This is a genomic window from Rhizobium sp. BK289, from assembly GCF_014193575.1.
GTDB classification, from domain to species: Bacteria; Pseudomonadota; Alphaproteobacteria; order Rhizobiales; family Rhizobiaceae; genus Rhizobium; species Rhizobium tropici_C.
This window is the reverse complement of record NZ_JACHZO010000020.1, coordinates 29,654-45,156: the sequence shown is the minus strand read 5'-3', so window position 1 is coordinate 45,156 and position 15,503 is coordinate 29,654. Positions and strand designations below refer to the sequence as shown.

Annotated in this window: 13 protein-coding genes; 7 read left to right on the top strand and 6 right to left on the bottom strand. The window is 61.0% G+C overall.

The genetic code is table 11. From position 1 onward, the window contains the following. Positions 1-64 precede the first annotated feature (64 nt). Complete coding sequence (gene rpsA, locus FHT84_RS28110) at positions 65-1,768, top strand: 30S ribosomal protein S1 (protein WP_112340059.1); 1,704 nt, start codon at positions 65-67, stop codon at positions 1,766-1,768. A gap of 204 nt (positions 1,769-1,972) precedes the next feature. Here rpsA and FHT84_RS28105 read toward each other — a convergent pair whose 3' ends face one another. The 3 genes from FHT84_RS28105 to FHT84_RS28095 form a co-directional block, all read right to left on the bottom strand. Next, positions 1,973-3,667: a hypothetical protein gene (locus FHT84_RS28105; RefSeq protein WP_183765351.1), complete on the bottom strand. Its 1,695-nt coding sequence runs from the start codon at positions 3,665-3,667 to the stop codon at positions 1,973-1,975. Between the two features lie 250 nt (positions 3,668-3,917). Continuing rightward, a complete protein-coding gene (locus tag FHT84_RS28100; RefSeq protein WP_183765348.1) occupies positions 3,918-4,544 on the bottom strand; it encodes a ribonuclease D in 627 nt (208 codons plus the stop codon). Between the two features lie 95 nt (positions 4,545-4,639). Further along, a complete protein-coding gene (locus tag FHT84_RS28095; protein WP_112340057.1) occupies positions 4,640-5,470 on the bottom strand; it encodes a MerR family transcriptional regulator in 831 nt (276 codons plus the stop codon). 220 nt (positions 5,471-5,690) lie between these two features. Between FHT84_RS28095 and FHT84_RS28090 the strand changes: the two genes are divergently transcribed. Both FHT84_RS28090 and FHT84_RS28085 read left to right on the top strand, forming a co-directional pair. Continuing rightward, a complete protein-coding gene (locus tag FHT84_RS28090; protein WP_183765345.1) occupies positions 5,691-6,962 on the top strand; it encodes a 4-aminobutyrate--2-oxoglutarate transaminase in 1,272 nt (423 codons plus the stop codon). Between the two features lie 72 nt (positions 6,963-7,034). Next, entirely contained in the window at positions 7,035-8,516 is a 1,482-nt protein-coding gene (locus tag FHT84_RS28085) for an NAD-dependent succinate-semialdehyde dehydrogenase (protein ID WP_183765342.1), read from the top strand. Positions 8,517-8,524: 8 nt separating this feature from the next. Here the strand turns inward: FHT84_RS28085 and FHT84_RS28080 are convergent, their stop codons facing one another. Further along, on the bottom strand, positions 8,525-9,271 hold the full coding sequence (locus FHT84_RS28080; RefSeq protein WP_245430231.1) for a metallophosphoesterase: 747 nt from the start codon (positions 9,269-9,271) through the stop codon (positions 8,525-8,527). 327 nt (positions 9,272-9,598) lie between these two features. On the opposite strand from FHT84_RS28080, the gene copD reads away from it, so the two are divergent. Next, positions 9,599-10,483: a copper homeostasis membrane protein CopD gene (copD, locus tag FHT84_RS28075; RefSeq protein WP_112340053.1), complete on the top strand. Its 885-nt coding sequence runs from the start codon at positions 9,599-9,601 to the stop codon at positions 10,481-10,483. Here copD and FHT84_RS28070 read toward each other — a convergent pair. After that, positions 10,480-11,250 (bottom strand): TIM barrel protein, encoded by a 771-nt coding sequence (locus FHT84_RS28070; protein WP_113251465.1) that lies wholly within the window; start codon positions 11,248-11,250, stop codon positions 10,480-10,482. The genes copD and FHT84_RS28070 overlap by 4 nt on opposite strands. Before the next feature lie 62 nt (positions 11,251-11,312). Beyond that, complete coding sequence (locus tag FHT84_RS28065; RefSeq protein WP_245430232.1) at positions 11,313-12,263, bottom strand: helix-turn-helix domain-containing protein; 951 nt, start codon at positions 12,261-12,263, stop codon at positions 11,313-11,315. A gap of 86 nt (positions 12,264-12,349) precedes the next feature. Between FHT84_RS28065 and FHT84_RS28060 the strand changes: the two genes are divergently transcribed. From FHT84_RS28060 to FHT84_RS28050, 3 genes are all read left to right on the top strand, one after another. Further along, a complete protein-coding gene (locus FHT84_RS28060) occupies positions 12,350-13,624 on the top strand; it encodes a sugar ABC transporter substrate-binding protein (protein WP_183765339.1) in 1,275 nt (424 codons plus the stop codon). 175 nt (positions 13,625-13,799) lie between these two features. Then, positions 13,800-14,660 (top strand): sugar ABC transporter permease, encoded by an 861-nt coding sequence (locus FHT84_RS28055; protein WP_113251463.1) that lies wholly within the window; start codon positions 13,800-13,802, stop codon positions 14,658-14,660. Continuing rightward, entirely contained in the window at positions 14,657-15,493 is an 837-nt protein-coding gene (locus FHT84_RS28050) for a carbohydrate ABC transporter permease (RefSeq protein ID WP_112340049.1), read from the top strand. The genes FHT84_RS28055 and FHT84_RS28050 overlap by 4 nt, the downstream gene beginning before the upstream one ends. The last annotated feature ends 10 nt before the right edge of the window (positions 15,494-15,503 follow it).

The following is a 15,503-nucleotide window of genomic DNA, read 5'->3' as shown; positions in this document are numbered from 1 at the left end:
TAACACGAACCACCGGCGCATCAGTGTCCAGATTGCATGAATCAAGGACACGCCAGGAGATTTTATGTCTGTAACTTCCCCCTCTCGCGAAGATTTCGCGGCCCTTCTCGAAGAATCCTTCGCCAAGAACGATCTGGCTGAAGGCTATGTCACCAAGGGCATCGTCACCGGCATCGAAAAGGATGTCGCGGTCGTTGACGTCGGCCTCAAGGTCGAAGGCCGTATCGCACTGAAGGAATTCGGTGCACGCGCCAAGGACGGCACGCTCAAGGTTGGCGATGAAGTCGAAGTCTACGTCGAGCGCATCGAAAACGCGCTTGGCGAAGCCGTTCTGTCGCGCGAAAAGGCTCGCCGCGAAGAAAGCTGGATCAAGCTCGAAGCCAAGTTCGAAGCTGGCGAGCGCGTTGAAGGCGTCATCTTCAACCAGGTCAAGGGCGGCTTCACCGTCGATCTCGACGGCGCTATCGCCTTCCTGCCGCGTTCGCAGGTCGACATCCGTCCGATCCGCGACGTCACCCCGCTGATGCACAACCCGCAGCCCTTCGAAATCCTCAAGATGGACAAGCGCCGCGGCAACATCGTCGTTTCGCGTCGCACGGTTCTGGAAGAGTCCCGTGCCGAGCAGCGTTCTGAAATCGTTCAGAACCTCGAAGAAGGCCAGGTTGTTGACGGCGTCGTCAAGAACATCACCGATTACGGTGCGTTCGTTGACCTCGGCGGCATCGACGGCCTGCTGCACGTCACCGACATGGCATGGCGCCGTGTGAACCATCCGTCGGAAATCCTGTCCATCGGCCAGCAGGTCAAGGTACAGATCATCCGCATCAACCAGGAAACCCACCGCATCTCGCTCGGCATGAAGCAGCTCGAGAGCGATCCGTGGGACGGCATCCAGGCCAAGTATCCGGAAGGCAAGAAGATCTCCGGTACCGTCACGAACATCACCGACTACGGTGCGTTCGTCGAGCTGGAGCCGGGCATCGAAGGCCTGATCCACATCTCGGAAATGTCCTGGACCAAGAAGAACGTTCACCCCGGCAAGATCCTGTCCACGAGCCAGGAAGTCGAAGTCGTCGTTCTCGAAGTCGATCCGACCAAGCGTCGTATCTCTCTCGGCCTGAAGCAGACGCTGGAAAATCCGTGGGCAGCATTCGCCCGCAATCATCCGGCTGGCACCGAAGTCGAAGGCGAAGTCAAGAACAAGACCGAATTCGGTCTGTTCATCGGCCTCGACGGCGATGTGGACGGCATGGTTCACCTCTCCGACCTCGACTGGAACCGTCCGGGCGAGCAGGTCATCGAAGAGTACAACAAGGGTGACGTCGTCAAGGCTGTCGTTCTCGACGTTGACGTCGAGAAGGAACGCATCTCGCTCGGCATCAAGCAGCTCGGCAAGGATAGCGTTGGTGAAGCTGCTGCTTCCGGCGACCTGCGCAAGAATGCAGTCGTTTCCTGCGAAGTCATCGCAGTCAACGACGGCGGCATCGAAGTGAAGCTCGTCAACCACGAAGACATCATCTCGTTCATTCGCCGCGCCGATCTGTCGCGTGACCGTGACGAACAGCGTCCGGAGCGTTTCTCGGTTGGTCAGGTTGTCGACGCCCGCGTCACCAACTTCTCCAAGAAAGACCGCAAGATCATGCTGTCGATCAAGGCTCTGGAAATCGCAGAAGAGAAGGAAGCCGTTGCTCAGTTCGGTTCTTCCGACTCGGGCGCTTCGCTCGGCGACATCTTGGGTGCGGCTCTGAAGAACCGCAACGCCGAATAATCTTCGGCAGACGCTTGGAAACAAAAGACCCGCCGGAGCGATCCGGCGGGTTTTTCTTTATCGGTTTAGCCGCGCCTATGCCGCCGTCCTCCGAGACGGCCTAAAGCGCATCGCGATCTTTCAGATTCGCTTCTTGCGCTTCAGGTCTTTGATTTTGCGGATGTCGTTGCCGCAAAATCGCTGCACACTTTTGCGCGACATGCTTTATTCCCACGCCACCATGCGCCGATAGAAATCGAAGGCGTGATCGTGCAGCGGATCGCGTGACGGCTGCGGCAAGGCAAGGTGATCCGGCGCGGCCTCGTCAAGAGGAGGCACAAGCCCCGCGTCTGCTTCGTCGGAAGTCTCTTCAGCTTTCTGCGACGCTTCTTCCGCTTGAGCTTCGTCTTGATCCTGCTGATGCGCCGTCTCTTCGTCCCGGGCGCCGCCGCCTTCTTCGTCGTCGACGGGATCGACGCGGTTGAGCAGTTTCGATTCGCCGGTTTTGACTGGGACATCGGCGGGCAAATAGTTCGCCACCACAAAGGGAACGCCGAGCGGCAGGGGTGCGGATAATCCCGTCTGCTCCGCAGCCTCGTACATTCCCATCGGCGCTGCGGACGACGGCTGCGGGCTGCCGGGGAGCGCGGCGGCAGGCGCGTCGAGCTGATCCGTCAACGATACCGGCACGGCCGAGGCCAGGCTTCTCGCGTTCTCGTTGACGACGGCCGGCTGTGATGGCGGTGGCATTGCCGCATTGGCCGTCAGCGCCTGTGCGATGATCTTCTCGACCGAGGACGCAGGATTGCTGATGATCTGCTCAAGGTCGGAACTGGTCGCCATCGCGGGCGGGTCGATGACGACCTGCAGCCCCTGCTTGATATCGGCTTGAATCTGCTGGATATCACGCGGCACCGACGGCGGCGTCAGCGGCGATCTGATCAAGGCGATTTCGGTCGGAAGTTCGGCTTCGTCACCGATCGCGGTCAGCAGTGCTACCATGGCAAGATCGTCGACAAGGGACGCAAGCTGCGAAGCAGCCGGGTGCGCACCGGCGGCAACGCTGCCGGTAACGGCAGCTTGCGGGGCAGACGGCGTCGCGCTTTGCGCGGACATCTGGACCGGAACCGTCTGGGCTGCAGCCAGTGCGGCTTGCGTGGGAGGTGCGGCTTGTGTGGGAGCACCCTGTTGCGACGTCTGCACCGGCGCGGATGTCGGCGGGGCCGCGGGCTCCGCTGCCGATGCGATGGGCGTGGGCGTGGGCGTGGGCGTGGGCGTGGGCGTGGGCGTGGGCGTGGGCGTGGGAAGCAACGGCTCTTCTGCGGCGGCCGCAAGGGCCGTTGCCAGGGTGGCCAGATCGGCCGCTCGCTGCAGCGGGGTCGAGGCCGGCGCCTGCGGGACCGGCGCTTCCGTCCTGCCGGCATTCTGACCGTAGGAATTGACGACGGCTTTCAGCACTGCGTCAGGTTCGGCGGCTGACGCCGGCTCCAGGCTGAGAGCCAGCTGGATCGCGTGCGGGGTCTCCGGATCCTCCAGCGCCTCGGCAAGAAGCGGCAATGACACCCGCATGTTCATCTGCGTATCCATTCGCTGTTGGGCGACGACGAGCTGTTGTGGCGTTAGGCTGCGGATCGCGGCGGCAACGCGCTGCGCATAGGCGGCATTGTTCTCGCCCGGTTCACGTGAAACGTTCACCACCTGACTCGCGGCATCGATAGCGGACAGGAGGCTATCGAGCATCCGTTCGCGGGCCGCAACCAGGAGCATGTTCAGCTTGCCCTCGACGCTGGCATTGATCGTGCTCGATAGAACGGCCAGCGGCGTCGCAGCAGTCTGGAGGCCGGAGGTCTCCGCTGTCGCAACGATCGGCTTTTCTATGGGCGCACCCACGGCGGACACGGCACCAACGGGAAGCAACATGACATGCTCCTTTGTCTGGCAAATCTGTCTGGCAATGCGACGATGGAAGCGGAGGCAGGTTCAATCAGGGTCCGCTCATGCGGCCGGTGGGTCTTCGAGCACCGGATAACCGGAAGAGCGAAACGCGAACGCGTCGGGCTGGAAGCCATATGGAAAGATAGCAGCCCGTTTCTTAACAGATTGCTAAATAAAAAAGGCCAATGCCGCTTTCACGGCACTGGCCTGTGGATTCTCCCGCGGAACGAGGCGATCAGCTGTGCGCGAAGATATCGGCTTCTTCCCAGCCGAGGAGATCGAGCTTGGCGCGGGTCGGAAGGAAGGCAAAGCAATCATCCGCATAGTCCATGCGGCCGTCGCGCAGCAGCCGTTCCGTCAGCTTGTCGCGAAGCGCATGTAGATAGAGAACGTCGGAAGCCGCATATTCGAGCTGCGCCGGTGACAGCGTTTCCGCGGCCCAATCGGAGGATTGCTGTGCCTTGGAGATATCGACGTCGAGCATCTCCTTGAGATTATCCTTCAGGCCGTGGCGGTCGGTATAGGTGCGGCACAGGCGCGAGGCGATCTTGGTGCAGAAGACCGGCGTAGTGGTGACGCCGAACGTATGGAACAGGACAGCAATGTCGAAGCGGCCATAATGAAAGATCTTCTGGCGGGCAGGATCGGCAAGCATGGCGACGAGGTTGGGTGCCTGCTTCTGGCCGGCGGCAATGCGGATGACATCAGCGGTGCCGTCACCCGACGAAAGCTGTACGACGCAAAGACGGTCGCGGCGCGGAATGAGGCCGAGGGTCTCGGTGTCGATGGCTATGGCGCCGGTATAGTGGGCGGCATCTTCGGCGGAAATATCACCTTCGTGATAGCGGATGGTGGCAGCCATGAAATTCTCCCGGCGCTGTATTCGAAATTCGCTTTTCGTCCGTTCTATAGAACAGACGAGGCGATAACGATACCGGATAACGATGCAGGCGCCGTTCAAAATGTCGGCGGGGTGTTGATCCAGAGCAATATGGTCTCGCCATCGTGGCGATTGCGCCAGGAATGATAGCGGCGGCTTTCGAAATAAAGGGAATCGCCGGGCAACAGATCGAAAAACTGGTTGCTGTCGAGCACCAGTTCCAAACGCCCGGCAAGGACATGGATGAACTCCTCGCCCTCGTGTCGATAAGCGCCCTCGCTCGCCGCGCCCGGCGCAAGCACGAAGCGATGGCAATCCATCATCCTCCTACCCTCGGCAAGCAGCTGGACGGTGACGCCCGGCGTCGTCTCCGGCCAGGCACGCCATTCGCCGGATCGGATGAGTGCCGGAACATCCTCGCGCTCCTCGCCAGAAAGGCGTGACACCGTCGTTCCGTAGTACTCCGCCAGGTCATGGAGGGTCTTGAAGCTGACACCCTGAGAGGTGCGCTCCAGGGTCGAGAGAGTCGAGGACGTCATGCCCATATCGGCGGCGACCTGCTCCAGCGTCTTACCGGCGGCATGGCGCAGCGAGCGAAGCCTGCGGCCGATCTCCGATGAAGCCGATTGCTCGCCATTCTCCAGGCTCGCTGCGCCACCCTCTTCTGCCTCCAGTGCCTCGCGAATCGCTGCCGGATTGAGACCGCGCTCCGCCCGAAACCATGCAATGCGCTTCAGGCGCGCCACGTCTTCGGCGCTATACTGACGGTGCCCGGTCTCGGAGCGAAAGGGCACGACAAGCCCCTGGCTTTCCCATAACCGCAGCGTGGAGGCCGATACGCCGGCAAGACGCGCCGCTTCCGCCACCTTATAGCGCACGGGGTAGCGCTCGGGCTCGATGCTGCTCATTGCCAATTTCCCTGATCCCTTGTCTGTCGACCCGTCTAGCATGGATGAAGCGCCTTAACGCGCCTTAAAAATGCACGACGCTGCATGAGAGCCTTTGGCGCCTTCTTGCCAGTCGCACAAAATCCCGCTTGAAATCTTGCAGGAAAAATGTAGGAGTTTTCTAAATAAATTGCAGAACTTCTGCAAGATAATTCGAAACAGCTTACTGGGAGCGACTGCGATGACTTTAACCGAGCGGAAGAACGCCGCCATTTCCCGCGGCGTCGGCATGACGACGCAGATCTATGCAGATCGCGCCGAAAACGCCGAAATCTGGGACAAGGAAGGTAATCGCTATATCGACTTTGCCTCCGGCATCGCCGTGGTGAATACCGGCCATCGGCATCCCCGCGTCATCGCCGCCGTCAAGGAACAGCTCGACCGCTTCACGCATACCTGCCACCAGGTCGTGCCTTATGAGAGCTATGTGCATCTTGCCGAGCGGCTGAACGCGATCGTCCCCGGCGATTTCGCCAAGAAGACGATTTTCGTGACGACGGGTGCCGAAGCGGTCGAAAACGCCGTCAAGATCGCCCGTGCCGCTACCGGCCGCTCCGCGATCGTCGCTTTCGGTGGCGGTTTCCACGGCCGCACCTTCATGGGTATGGCGCTGACCGGCAAGGTCGCGCCCTACAAGATCGGCTTCGGCCCGATGCCGGGTGACGTCTTCCATGCGCCCTTCCCGGTACCGCTGCACGGCATCAGTGTCGAACAGTCGCTGGCGGCGCTGAAGAAGCTCTTTGCCGCCGATGTCGATCCGCAGCGCGTGGCCGCAATCATCCTCGAACCCGTACAGGGCGAAGGCGGTTTCTATCCGGCGCCCTCAACCTTCATGAAGGCGTTGCGCGAGATCTGCGACCAGCACGGCATTCTCCTGATTGCCGACGAGGTACAGACCGGCTTTGCGCGCACCGGCAAAATGTTTGCGATGGATCACCACGAGGTGGCGGCCGATCTCGTTACCATGGCAAAGAGCCTTGCCGGCGGCTTCCCGCTTGCCGCCGTCACTGGCCGCGCCGAGATCATGGATGCACCCGCTCCAGGCGGCCTCGGCGGCACCTATGGCGGCAATCCGCTCGGCATCGCCGCATCCCATGCGGTGCTCGACGTCATCGCCGACGAAGGCCTGTGCGACCGCGCCAACCAGCTCGGCTCGCGCCTGAAACAGCGGCTGGAATCGCTGCGCGACAAGGTTCCCGAAATCGCCGATATCCGCGGTCCCGGCTTCATGAATGCCGTGGAATTCAACGACGCGGCGACTAAGCTGCCGAGCGCGGATTTCGCCAACAAGGTACGGCTGATCGCCCTCGACAAGGGGCTGATCCTGCTCACCTGCGGTGTCTATGGCAATGTCATCCGCTTCCTGTCGCCGATCACTATTCAGGACGGCGTCTTCAGCGAAGCGCTCGACATTCTCGAGGCATCGCTGATCGAGGCGAGCGTTTCCCGCTGATCGTCGCCATCAGCATTTTCTCATTTGTCCGTCCGTGCGCCCTGCCGGGCGAAACCTGTCGGAGTGCAGACCATGTCCTTTACAACAGCAATGACCAAGCATGTTCCCTTCTCCTCGCGCCTCCTGCGCGCCGCCGGCTATATCAACGGCGCCTGGACCGGCGGCGGGGCGACGAAGACTTTCGATGTCATCAATCCCGCGACCGGCGAAGTGCTTGCCTCGCTGCCGGATATGGGTGCTGCCGAAACGACGGCCGCCATCGACGCCGCCTATGCCGCGCAAGCCGCCTGGGCCGCCCGGCCGGCCAAGGAACGGGCCGCAATCTTACGCAAATGGTTCGACCTCATGGTCGCCAATGCCGACGAGCTAGCCGCAATCCTGACGGCCGAAATGGGCAAGCCGCTGCCGGAAGCGAAAGGCGAGATCCTCTACGCCGCCTCCTATGTCGAATGGTATGCGGAAGAAGCCAAGCGCATCTACGGCGAAACCATTCCCGCCCCCTCAAACGACAAGCGCATGGTCGTCATCAAGCAGCCGGTCGGCGTCGTCGGCACGATCACGCCGTGGAACTTCCCGGCGGCCATGATTGCTCGCAAGATCGCGCCGGCCCTTGCCGTCGGCTGCACCGTCGTCTCGAAGCCTGCCGAGCAGACGCCGCTGACGGCGATCACGCTTGCCGTGCTTGCCGAAGAGGCGGGCGTTCCCGCCGGCGTTCTTAACATCATCGTCGGCCTCGACGGGCCGGCGATCGGCCGCGAGCTCTGCGGCAATCCGAAGGTGCGCAAGATCAGTTTCACCGGCTCGACGGAGGTTGGCCGCATCCTGATGCGCCAGTGCGCCGACCAGATCAAGAAGGTCAGCCTCGAGCTCGGCGGCAATGCGCCCTTCATCGTCTTCGACGACGCCGACCTCGACGCCGCCGTCGAAGGGGCGATGGCTTCGAAATACCGCAATGCCGGCCAGACCTGCGTCTGCGCCAACCGCATCTATGTCCAGTCCAACGTCTATGACGCCTTCGCCGCCAAACTCGCAGCCAAGGTGGGCGAACTCTCTGTCGGCGACGGCTTCAAGGCGGGAGTATCAGTCGGGCCGCTGATCGACGAACAGGGTGTCGCCAAGGCCGAAGACCATGTGCGGGATGCCGTCTCGAAGGGTGCCCGCATCGTTGTCGGCGGCAAGCGCATCGAAGGTGCCGGCACCTTCTTCGCGCCGACCATCCTGACCGGCGTCGACCGGAGCATGAAGGTCGCCCGCGAGGAGACCTTCGGCCCGGTGGCGCCGCTCTTCCGCTTTGACACCGTTGAGGATGTCATCGCGCAGGCGAACGACACCGAATTCGGCCTCGCCGCCTATTTCTTCGCTGGCGACCTCAAGAAAGTCTGGCGCGTCGCCGAAGCGCTGGAATATGGCATGGTCGGCATCAATACCGGCCTGATATCGGCGGAGACGGCACCGTTCGGCGGCATCAAGCAATCGGGTCTCGGCCGCGAAGGCTCACGCCATGGCGCCGACGACTATCTGGAAATGAAGTACCTCTGCATCGGCAATCTATAGCCCGCACATCAAGTTGAGGTAATGTGAACGCGGCCCTGCCACAGCCGGGCCGCGCTCAAACGGCCGGTATAAAAGGCGCCGGTATCGAGATTGAGCCTGAGACCATCGACTTCGGCCTGCCGGATCGGTGTATGGCCGTGCACGATCAACTTCGGCAGCGGCTGCGCGCTGTCGTGGAAGCGCGAGCGGATGAAGACAAGATCGTCGTCCTGCTGCTCGGAAATCGGTCTGTCCGGATCGATGCCGGCATGAACGAACAGCACCTCGGGCGTGTCCAGCAGGATCGGCAGGCGCCGCAGAAAATTGACGTGATCATCAGGCAGCCAAGTCCTTATAAAAGTATCGAGCTGCTTCTGCTTGGGATATCGCTCCCTCAATTTCTGGATATCCACCCCATAGGACGCGAGCGTTGCATCGCCGCCGAGCGCCACCCAATCATCGAGCGATATCTCGCCGTCAATATAGGCGAGCATGGCCATCTCGTGATTGCCCGTCAAGCAGATGCGGTCGAAGCCATTCGGCGGCGACGCCATCAGGCGGCCGACCACCTGCGCCGAGGCTGGGCCGCGATCGATGAAATCGCCGAGCATGATTATGAGCTTTCGGCCCGGCAGCCCTGCCGCGTCTGCAAAAATCTTGCGCTCCAGTGCGCTAAGGAGATCGTAGCGGCCATGGACATCGCCGATGACGTAGGTGGGCATATCGAGATGTTCGAGCCATTCGCGACTCCGGCGATGAGCGAAGCCACTGGCCATTTTTTCGCGTATCCTAGATGCCGCCATGAAACTGCCTTTCGAGCGCACACCCCGGAACGCCTCAATTATGTCTGCAAAAAGGACTCAAAAGCGACGATTCTTTGCCAAGAAAGCAAGAATCGCGCCCATGATCGATATCGCGATCGGCCAAGGCCTGCGATAGCGGATTGCCTTACGGCAAAGCGTCCCGAATGACGCCTTTATGCATGGAGAAAGTTGACAGTGGGTATCCGCAATCCTATCGCGCTCGCCAAGCCGGCGAAATCGATACCGCATCAAACTGGAACTTCGCACTCATGGCGCCTGTAAACTTATCGTGAAGCCCTGATGGATCCGACGACAGCGCTCCAACTCTGCCGCTTTCTTCACGATGCGTCGCTGGTGCTTCTATGGGGTGCGAGCGCCTATCTCTGCCTGCTCGTGCCGAAAACGCTGGCCGACGCCGTCTGGCGCCTGTCCGCAAGGATGTTCGTCGCAGCGACCGCCATTACGGCCGTGACGGTGCTGGCGGCACTCCCCATAACCATGGCGAATCTCGGCAATGGATGGGGCGATGCGCTAGATGCCGGCATGATTCATGACGTGCTTTTCGAGACCACAGTCGGCCTGGCCTGGCAGGCACAGGCAGTTGCGGCCGCAGTCATGGCCGGCGCCTTCCTGCTGCCGGAAAGCTGGCGGCGGCGCGGGCTGGCGCTGGGTTCGGGCCTGGGGCTTGCCTTCCTTTCCTTGACCGGGCACGCCTCGATGCTGGAAGGCTGGCTGCGGCAGGTGCATCGTGCCAACGATGTCCTGCATGTGCTGACCGCCGGCGGCTGGCTGGGAGCGCTCGTGCCGCTGATCCCCATTCTGCGGCTTCTCGACCGAGCGGATTGCCGGGCGGAAGCGCTGCTGGCGCTGCGTCGTTTCTCCAGTGCTGGGCATGTCGCCGTCGCGCTCGTCATCATCTCCGGCGTCGTCAACGTGATGCTGATCCTGAAACGGCTACCGACGGACTGGTCGTCGCCCTATCAGAAGCTGCTTGCCATCAAGATTGCGCTGGTCGCCGTCATGGCGGTGGTGGCGATCGTCAATCGCTATGTCTTCGTTCCCTGGAGCGGCCGTAACCATAGCCGCGCTCTGCAGGCGCTCCGGCTTGGAAGCATCGCAGAGATCGTCATAGGCATTGTCGTCATCGGGCTGGTCGCCGTCTTCGGCATGATGGAGCCGGTCTAGCCGCCGAGCGATTTCACGACCGCGCGAACGGCCGCCGGATCTTGCATCGCCGGCTTGTATTCCAGACCCACCCTGCCCCGATAGCCTTGGGCGTACAGCCAATCCAGCCGCTTCGCCAGATCGATATGGCCGGTGCCGGGGTCGTTACGGCCGGGATGATCGGCGATATGGATATGGACGATGCGGTCGATGCGATCGCCGACGACCTCACGCGTATCCTCGCCCATGACGGCCGAATGATAGAGATCGTAGACGATGCCGATTTCCGGGCGACCGACCTCATCGACGATATCGAGGCCTTCCATGGTCGAGGACAGATAATAGCCGGGATGATCTATCCTCGTGTTCAGCGGCTCGAGGCCGAGCCGGACGGCGGACCCTTCGAGAATATCGGCACCGGCGCTGAGAGCAGCGACGATGGCCGCCCGCTGCTCGGCACGCGAAAACTCCGGCAGATCGTCGCCGGCCTGCGCAATCAGAACCGGTGCGCCGAGACGTTGGGCGACAGCAGCGGACTCCCGCAACCCCTTCAGCCATGCTTCCTTGTTTGCCGGATTTGTCAGCGCGATCATCGGCTCGGCGACGATGCTCGAAACGGCAATGCCGGTCTCGGCTGCGGCGGCGGCGATCGCATCGAGATCCTTGTCCGTCCAACGCCAGAACTCGACCGCATCGAGCCCGGCCGCATACGCCAGCCGGATACGATCGGCAAAAGCATCACCGTCGCGCGCAAACAGCCACTCGATACAAGCCGAAAACTGCCGCATGAGATCCTCCTCCCTCATCGGTCAGGAGCAATGCGCGAGATCATGCGTGACCGCAAGCCTCTCTAGCGATGATATTGCTGCGACGGCCGCGGCATCGAAGGTTTAATGGCCTCTACTTTCACTGCGGAGAGCACGCGCATGTCGCGCCGGAAATCGGAGGGCGTCATCCCGGCAATATGGCGGAAGGATTTGTTGAAAGCGCTGATCGAGCCGAAACCACTGTCCATCGCGACCTGCAGCACATTGGCGCCGTCGCGCATCAGCATCGCCTGGGCGCGCGAAAGGCGCAGCAGGCTCACATATTTCGCCAGCGTCATGCCTGTCGATTTCTTGAAGAGGTTCATGGCGTATTTCGGATGGAGATTCGCGGCCTTGGCAATATCGACCGTATCGATGTCATGCAGGAAATTTTCGGCGATGAAATCACACATGCGCGCCAGGCTGCGCGAGGATTGCGGATGAGCCTGCTCATTCACCGGATTCGCCGGCTTTTCCGGCACCATGCGATAGGGCTCGAAGGCGATGCGCTCCAGACGCAGGAGGAGTTCCGCGACGGCATGTTCTGCCTTGGCGCCGTCTTCGGACATGACATAGCGGTGCCACCGCGCGAAGTTCTCGTCATCGGCGGCATCGGTCGCCGAGCTGATCAGGGTCTGTCCGCGAATGAGGCGGCCGGAGATATCGAGCGGCAGCCGCAGGCGGAAGAAATGGACAAGCGGCAGATGCGCGCCGGCATAGATCGCATCCTCCGACAGTTCGTCCAACAGATGCGGCTGACCGCCCCAGAAAAGGCAGATCTCGCCCGCTCTCAAAGTAAGCTCGTGATCGCCGATGCGGTAATGCACGGTTCCGCGGACGATGTAATTGACTTCCACCTGTGCGTGCCAATGCGGCTTTGCCATCGGCAACGGGTGGTTATGAAACATCTGCAGGACGTTTGGGAGCCCTTCGACACTGCTCGCACCCGGCTGATAAACCGCCCTTTGACCCACCTTACTTTTCGCCAAGTCGATGTTCCCTTTTTAGGAGACAGAAGCGTACCGGCGGATAGTTTAAGCGTGTTCTACTGAGGACGGCAATTGAAAAGGGAGGATTTTCAATGCGTTTAAAACTTGCTGGAGCGACGGCACTTGCTGCCCTGCTCGCTTCCGGTTCTGCCTTTGCTGAGCAAACCACCATCACTGTCTGGAGCTGGAACATCGCCGCGTCGGCGCTGAAGTCCACTGTCGAGGGATTCAACAAGAAAAATCCTGATATCAAGGTCGAGGTTCAAGACATCGGCAATCCGCAGGTCTTCGACAAGATGCTGGCTGCTTGCGCTGCCGGCGGCGATGGCCTGCCTGATGTCATGTCGATCGAAAACCACAAGGCTTCGATCTTCTGGAATCGCTTTCCGGACTGCCTGACCGACCTGACGAAGCTTGGCTACAACGATCAACTGAAGAAGCAGTTTCCGGATTTCAAACGCGCGGAGCTTGAAGTCGGCGATGCCGCCTACGCGATGCCGTGGGATTCCGGTCCGGTCACCATGTTCTATCGCCGCGACATGTATGAAAAGGCAGGCGTCGATCCGGCAACGATCAAGACCTGGGACGATTTCATAGCCGCCGGCAAAAAGATCTCCGCCGCCAATCCGGGCGTGATCATGACGCAGGCCGATCTCAACGGCGACACCGAATGGTTCCGCATGCTCGCCAATGAACAGGGCTGCGGCTATTTCTCGTATGACAGCCAGAGCATCACCGTCAACCAACCGGCCTGCGTCAAGGCTCTGGACAAGGTGAAGGAGATCAAAGACGCCGGCCTGATGAGCGCGGCGAACTGGAACGAGAAAATTCAGGCGAACACGGCAAGCAAGGTGGCATCGCAGCTCTATGGCGGCTGGTATGAAGGCACCGTCCGCTCCACCTCGCCGGATCTTGCTGGCAAATGGGGTGTCTACCCGATGCCGAGCATGACGGCCGACGGTCCGCATGCGGCCAATCTCGGCGGCTCGTCACTCGCCATCGCCAGCGGCTCGAAGAACAAGGAAGCCGCCTGGAAATTCCTCGAATACACGCTTGGCACCAATGAGGGCCAGGTAACCATGCTGAAATCCTTCGGCCTCGTGCCGTCGCTGCTGACCGCGGTCCAGGATCCCTTCGTCAATCAGCCGCAGCCCTATTGGGGCGGTCAAAAGGTCTGGGCCGATATCCTCACAACCCTGCCGAAGATCCGCCCGAGCCCAGGCACTCAGTATTTCAGTGATGCCGACGAAGTCATAAAGGCTGTCCAGACGAAATATCTCGCCGGCGGATATCCGAATGGCAAGGCTGCGCTCGACGATGCGGCTCAGCAGATCGCTTCGGCGACGGGTCTGCCGATCGCGAAATGAGTGACACCGCCGGGCGTGCTTCCCAAGCCGCGCCCGGCCTCCCCGCCGCCCTAGAATCAAAGACGTAGAGCGTGACGTCGTCCGAAAACCGCCTACACTTTTCGGCGTCACGTTCTAGGGCGGCGGGGATGCGATGTTACGCATCATTTTCCTGCGTATAAAGGAGAAGGCTTTCATGCGGTTGCGAAACCGGAGCGCCTACGCGTTCCTTGCACCCTATCTTCTGGTATTCGCCGCTTTCTGGGTCTGGCCGATCATCGATTCGTTCCTGATCTCGTTCCAGAATACCCGGGTCAATCCGTGGACCTTCAATCTGTCGCTCAATTGGGGGCGGCTGTTCGGCGATCCGGCATTCTACAACGCGCTTGAAAATACGCTGATCATCCTGATCGTCCAGGTGCCGGTCATGATCACGCTCGCCACGGTCATGGCGGTGCTGCTGAATTCACCGCTGTTGAAGGCACGCGGCATTTTTCGCTTTGCTTTCTTCGCGCCCGTCGTCGTTGGAGAAGTGGCCTATGCCGCGGTCTTTCGCCTGATGTTCAACGTCGATTTCGGCATCATCAACAAGCTGCTCGGCAGTGTGAGCATCGCGCCGGTGTCGTGGTTCGCCGACTCCCACGCCGCCATGGTGCTCATCGTTATCGCCGTCACCTGGCGCTGGGCGGGTTACAACGCCATCATCATCCTGTCCGGGCTGCAATCGATCCCAGAGGATGTTTACGAGGCTGCAACCCTCGATCGCGTCAGCCGCTTCAAGCAGTTCATCCACATCACCCTGCCGCTCCTGAAGCCGATCATTCTGTTCTGCGTTGTCCTGTCCGTCATCGGCACCATGCAGCTCTTCACCGAGCCATATCTGATTACCAACAGAGGAGGCCCCGGCGGCGGGACGGAAACGCTCGGCCTGTTGCTGTATCGCCAGGCTTTCCAGTCGACCAACTTCGGCTATGCCTCCGCGATCGCCTATACGATGGCGGCGCTTGCGGTAGCCATCTCTCTCCTCAATCTCTGGGTAGGGCGCGAACCAAAATGAAATCAAAATCCAGATCCACTCTGATCCGCTCGATCGCGTTGCACGGCCTGCTGGCGCCGCTCGCCATCATCTGGCTGTTTCCGCTCTGGATGATGTTCGTCTTTTCGACCATGCCCGATTACGGCATTTTCAGCCCCGGCATCATCCTGACACCGTCGACGGGTTTCATGGACAACTTCCGAAACCTACAGGCCGACACCAACTTCGTCGGCGCGATGACGATCTCCATCGTCGTTGCGGTCACCTACACCTTCCTTTCGGTGCTGCTGACATCGATGGCCGGATGGGCTCTGGCGCGTTACCAGTTCGCCGGCCGTTCCGGCGTCATCGGCATCATCCTCGGCACGATCACCCTGCCCTACTCCGTTGTCGTCATCCCGCAATTCATCATGGTGGCGCGCGATTTCGGGCTGGCCAACTCATGGGTCGCGCTGATCGTACCACCGCTCTTCAACTCGCTCGGCGTGCTCTTCATGCGCCAGGCCTTCTCAATGATGCCGGGCGAGCTCTTTGATGCCGCCCGCGTCGAGGGCGTCAAGGAGTGGCAGATTTTCCTGCGCATCGCCCTGCCGCTTGCAAGGCCGACGATGGCAGCACTCGCCATCATCCTATTCCTGGCCTCCTGGAACAACTATCTCTGGCCGCTGCTCATTAACTCCCGGCCTGGGATGATGACGGCACCCGTGGCGCTCGGAACGCTGATCGGCCTCACCAGGGTCTCCTGGGGCGGCATCATGGCCGGTGCCGTGATGCTGACGGCGCCGATCCTGGTGGTCTTCGTTCTCCTGCAACGCCACTTCATCGCCGGCATTGCCGCCGGCGCAATCAAATAATTCCGGGAGA

Coding starts and splice junctions, on each gene's coding strand:
- rpsA (WP_112340059.1), top strand. CDS start 65: ATGTCTGTAACTTCCCCCTCTCGCGAAGATTTCGCGGCCCTTCTCGAA.
- FHT84_RS28105 (WP_183765351.1), bottom strand. CDS start 3,667: ATGTTGCTTCCCGTTGGTGCCGTGTCCGCCGTGGGTGCGCCCATAGAA.
- FHT84_RS28100 (WP_183765348.1), bottom strand. CDS start 4,544: ATGGCTGCCACCATCCGCTATCACGAAGGTGATATTTCCGCCGAAGAT.
- FHT84_RS28095 (WP_112340057.1), bottom strand. CDS start 5,470: ATGAGCAGCATCGAGCCCGAGCGCTACCCCGTGCGCTATAAGGTGGCG.
- FHT84_RS28090 (WP_183765345.1), top strand. CDS start 5,691: ATGACTTTAACCGAGCGGAAGAACGCCGCCATTTCCCGCGGCGTCGGC.
- FHT84_RS28085 (WP_183765342.1), top strand. CDS start 7,035: ATGTCCTTTACAACAGCAATGACCAAGCATGTTCCCTTCTCCTCGCGC.
- FHT84_RS28080 (WP_245430231.1), bottom strand. CDS start 9,271: ATGGCCAGTGGCTTCGCTCATCGCCGGAGTCGCGAATGGCTCGAACAT.
- copD (WP_112340053.1), top strand. CDS start 9,599: ATGGATCCGACGACAGCGCTCCAACTCTGCCGCTTTCTTCACGATGCG.
- FHT84_RS28070 (WP_113251465.1), bottom strand. CDS start 11,250: ATGCGGCAGTTTTCGGCTTGTATCGAGTGGCTGTTTGCGCGCGACGGT.
- FHT84_RS28060 (WP_183765339.1), top strand. CDS start 12,350: ATGCGTTTAAAACTTGCTGGAGCGACGGCACTTGCTGCCCTGCTCGCT.
- FHT84_RS28055 (WP_113251463.1), top strand. CDS start 13,800: ATGCGGTTGCGAAACCGGAGCGCCTACGCGTTCCTTGCACCCTATCTT.
- FHT84_RS28050 (WP_112340049.1), top strand. CDS start 14,657: ATGAAATCAAAATCCAGATCCACTCTGATCCGCTCGATCGCGTTGCAC.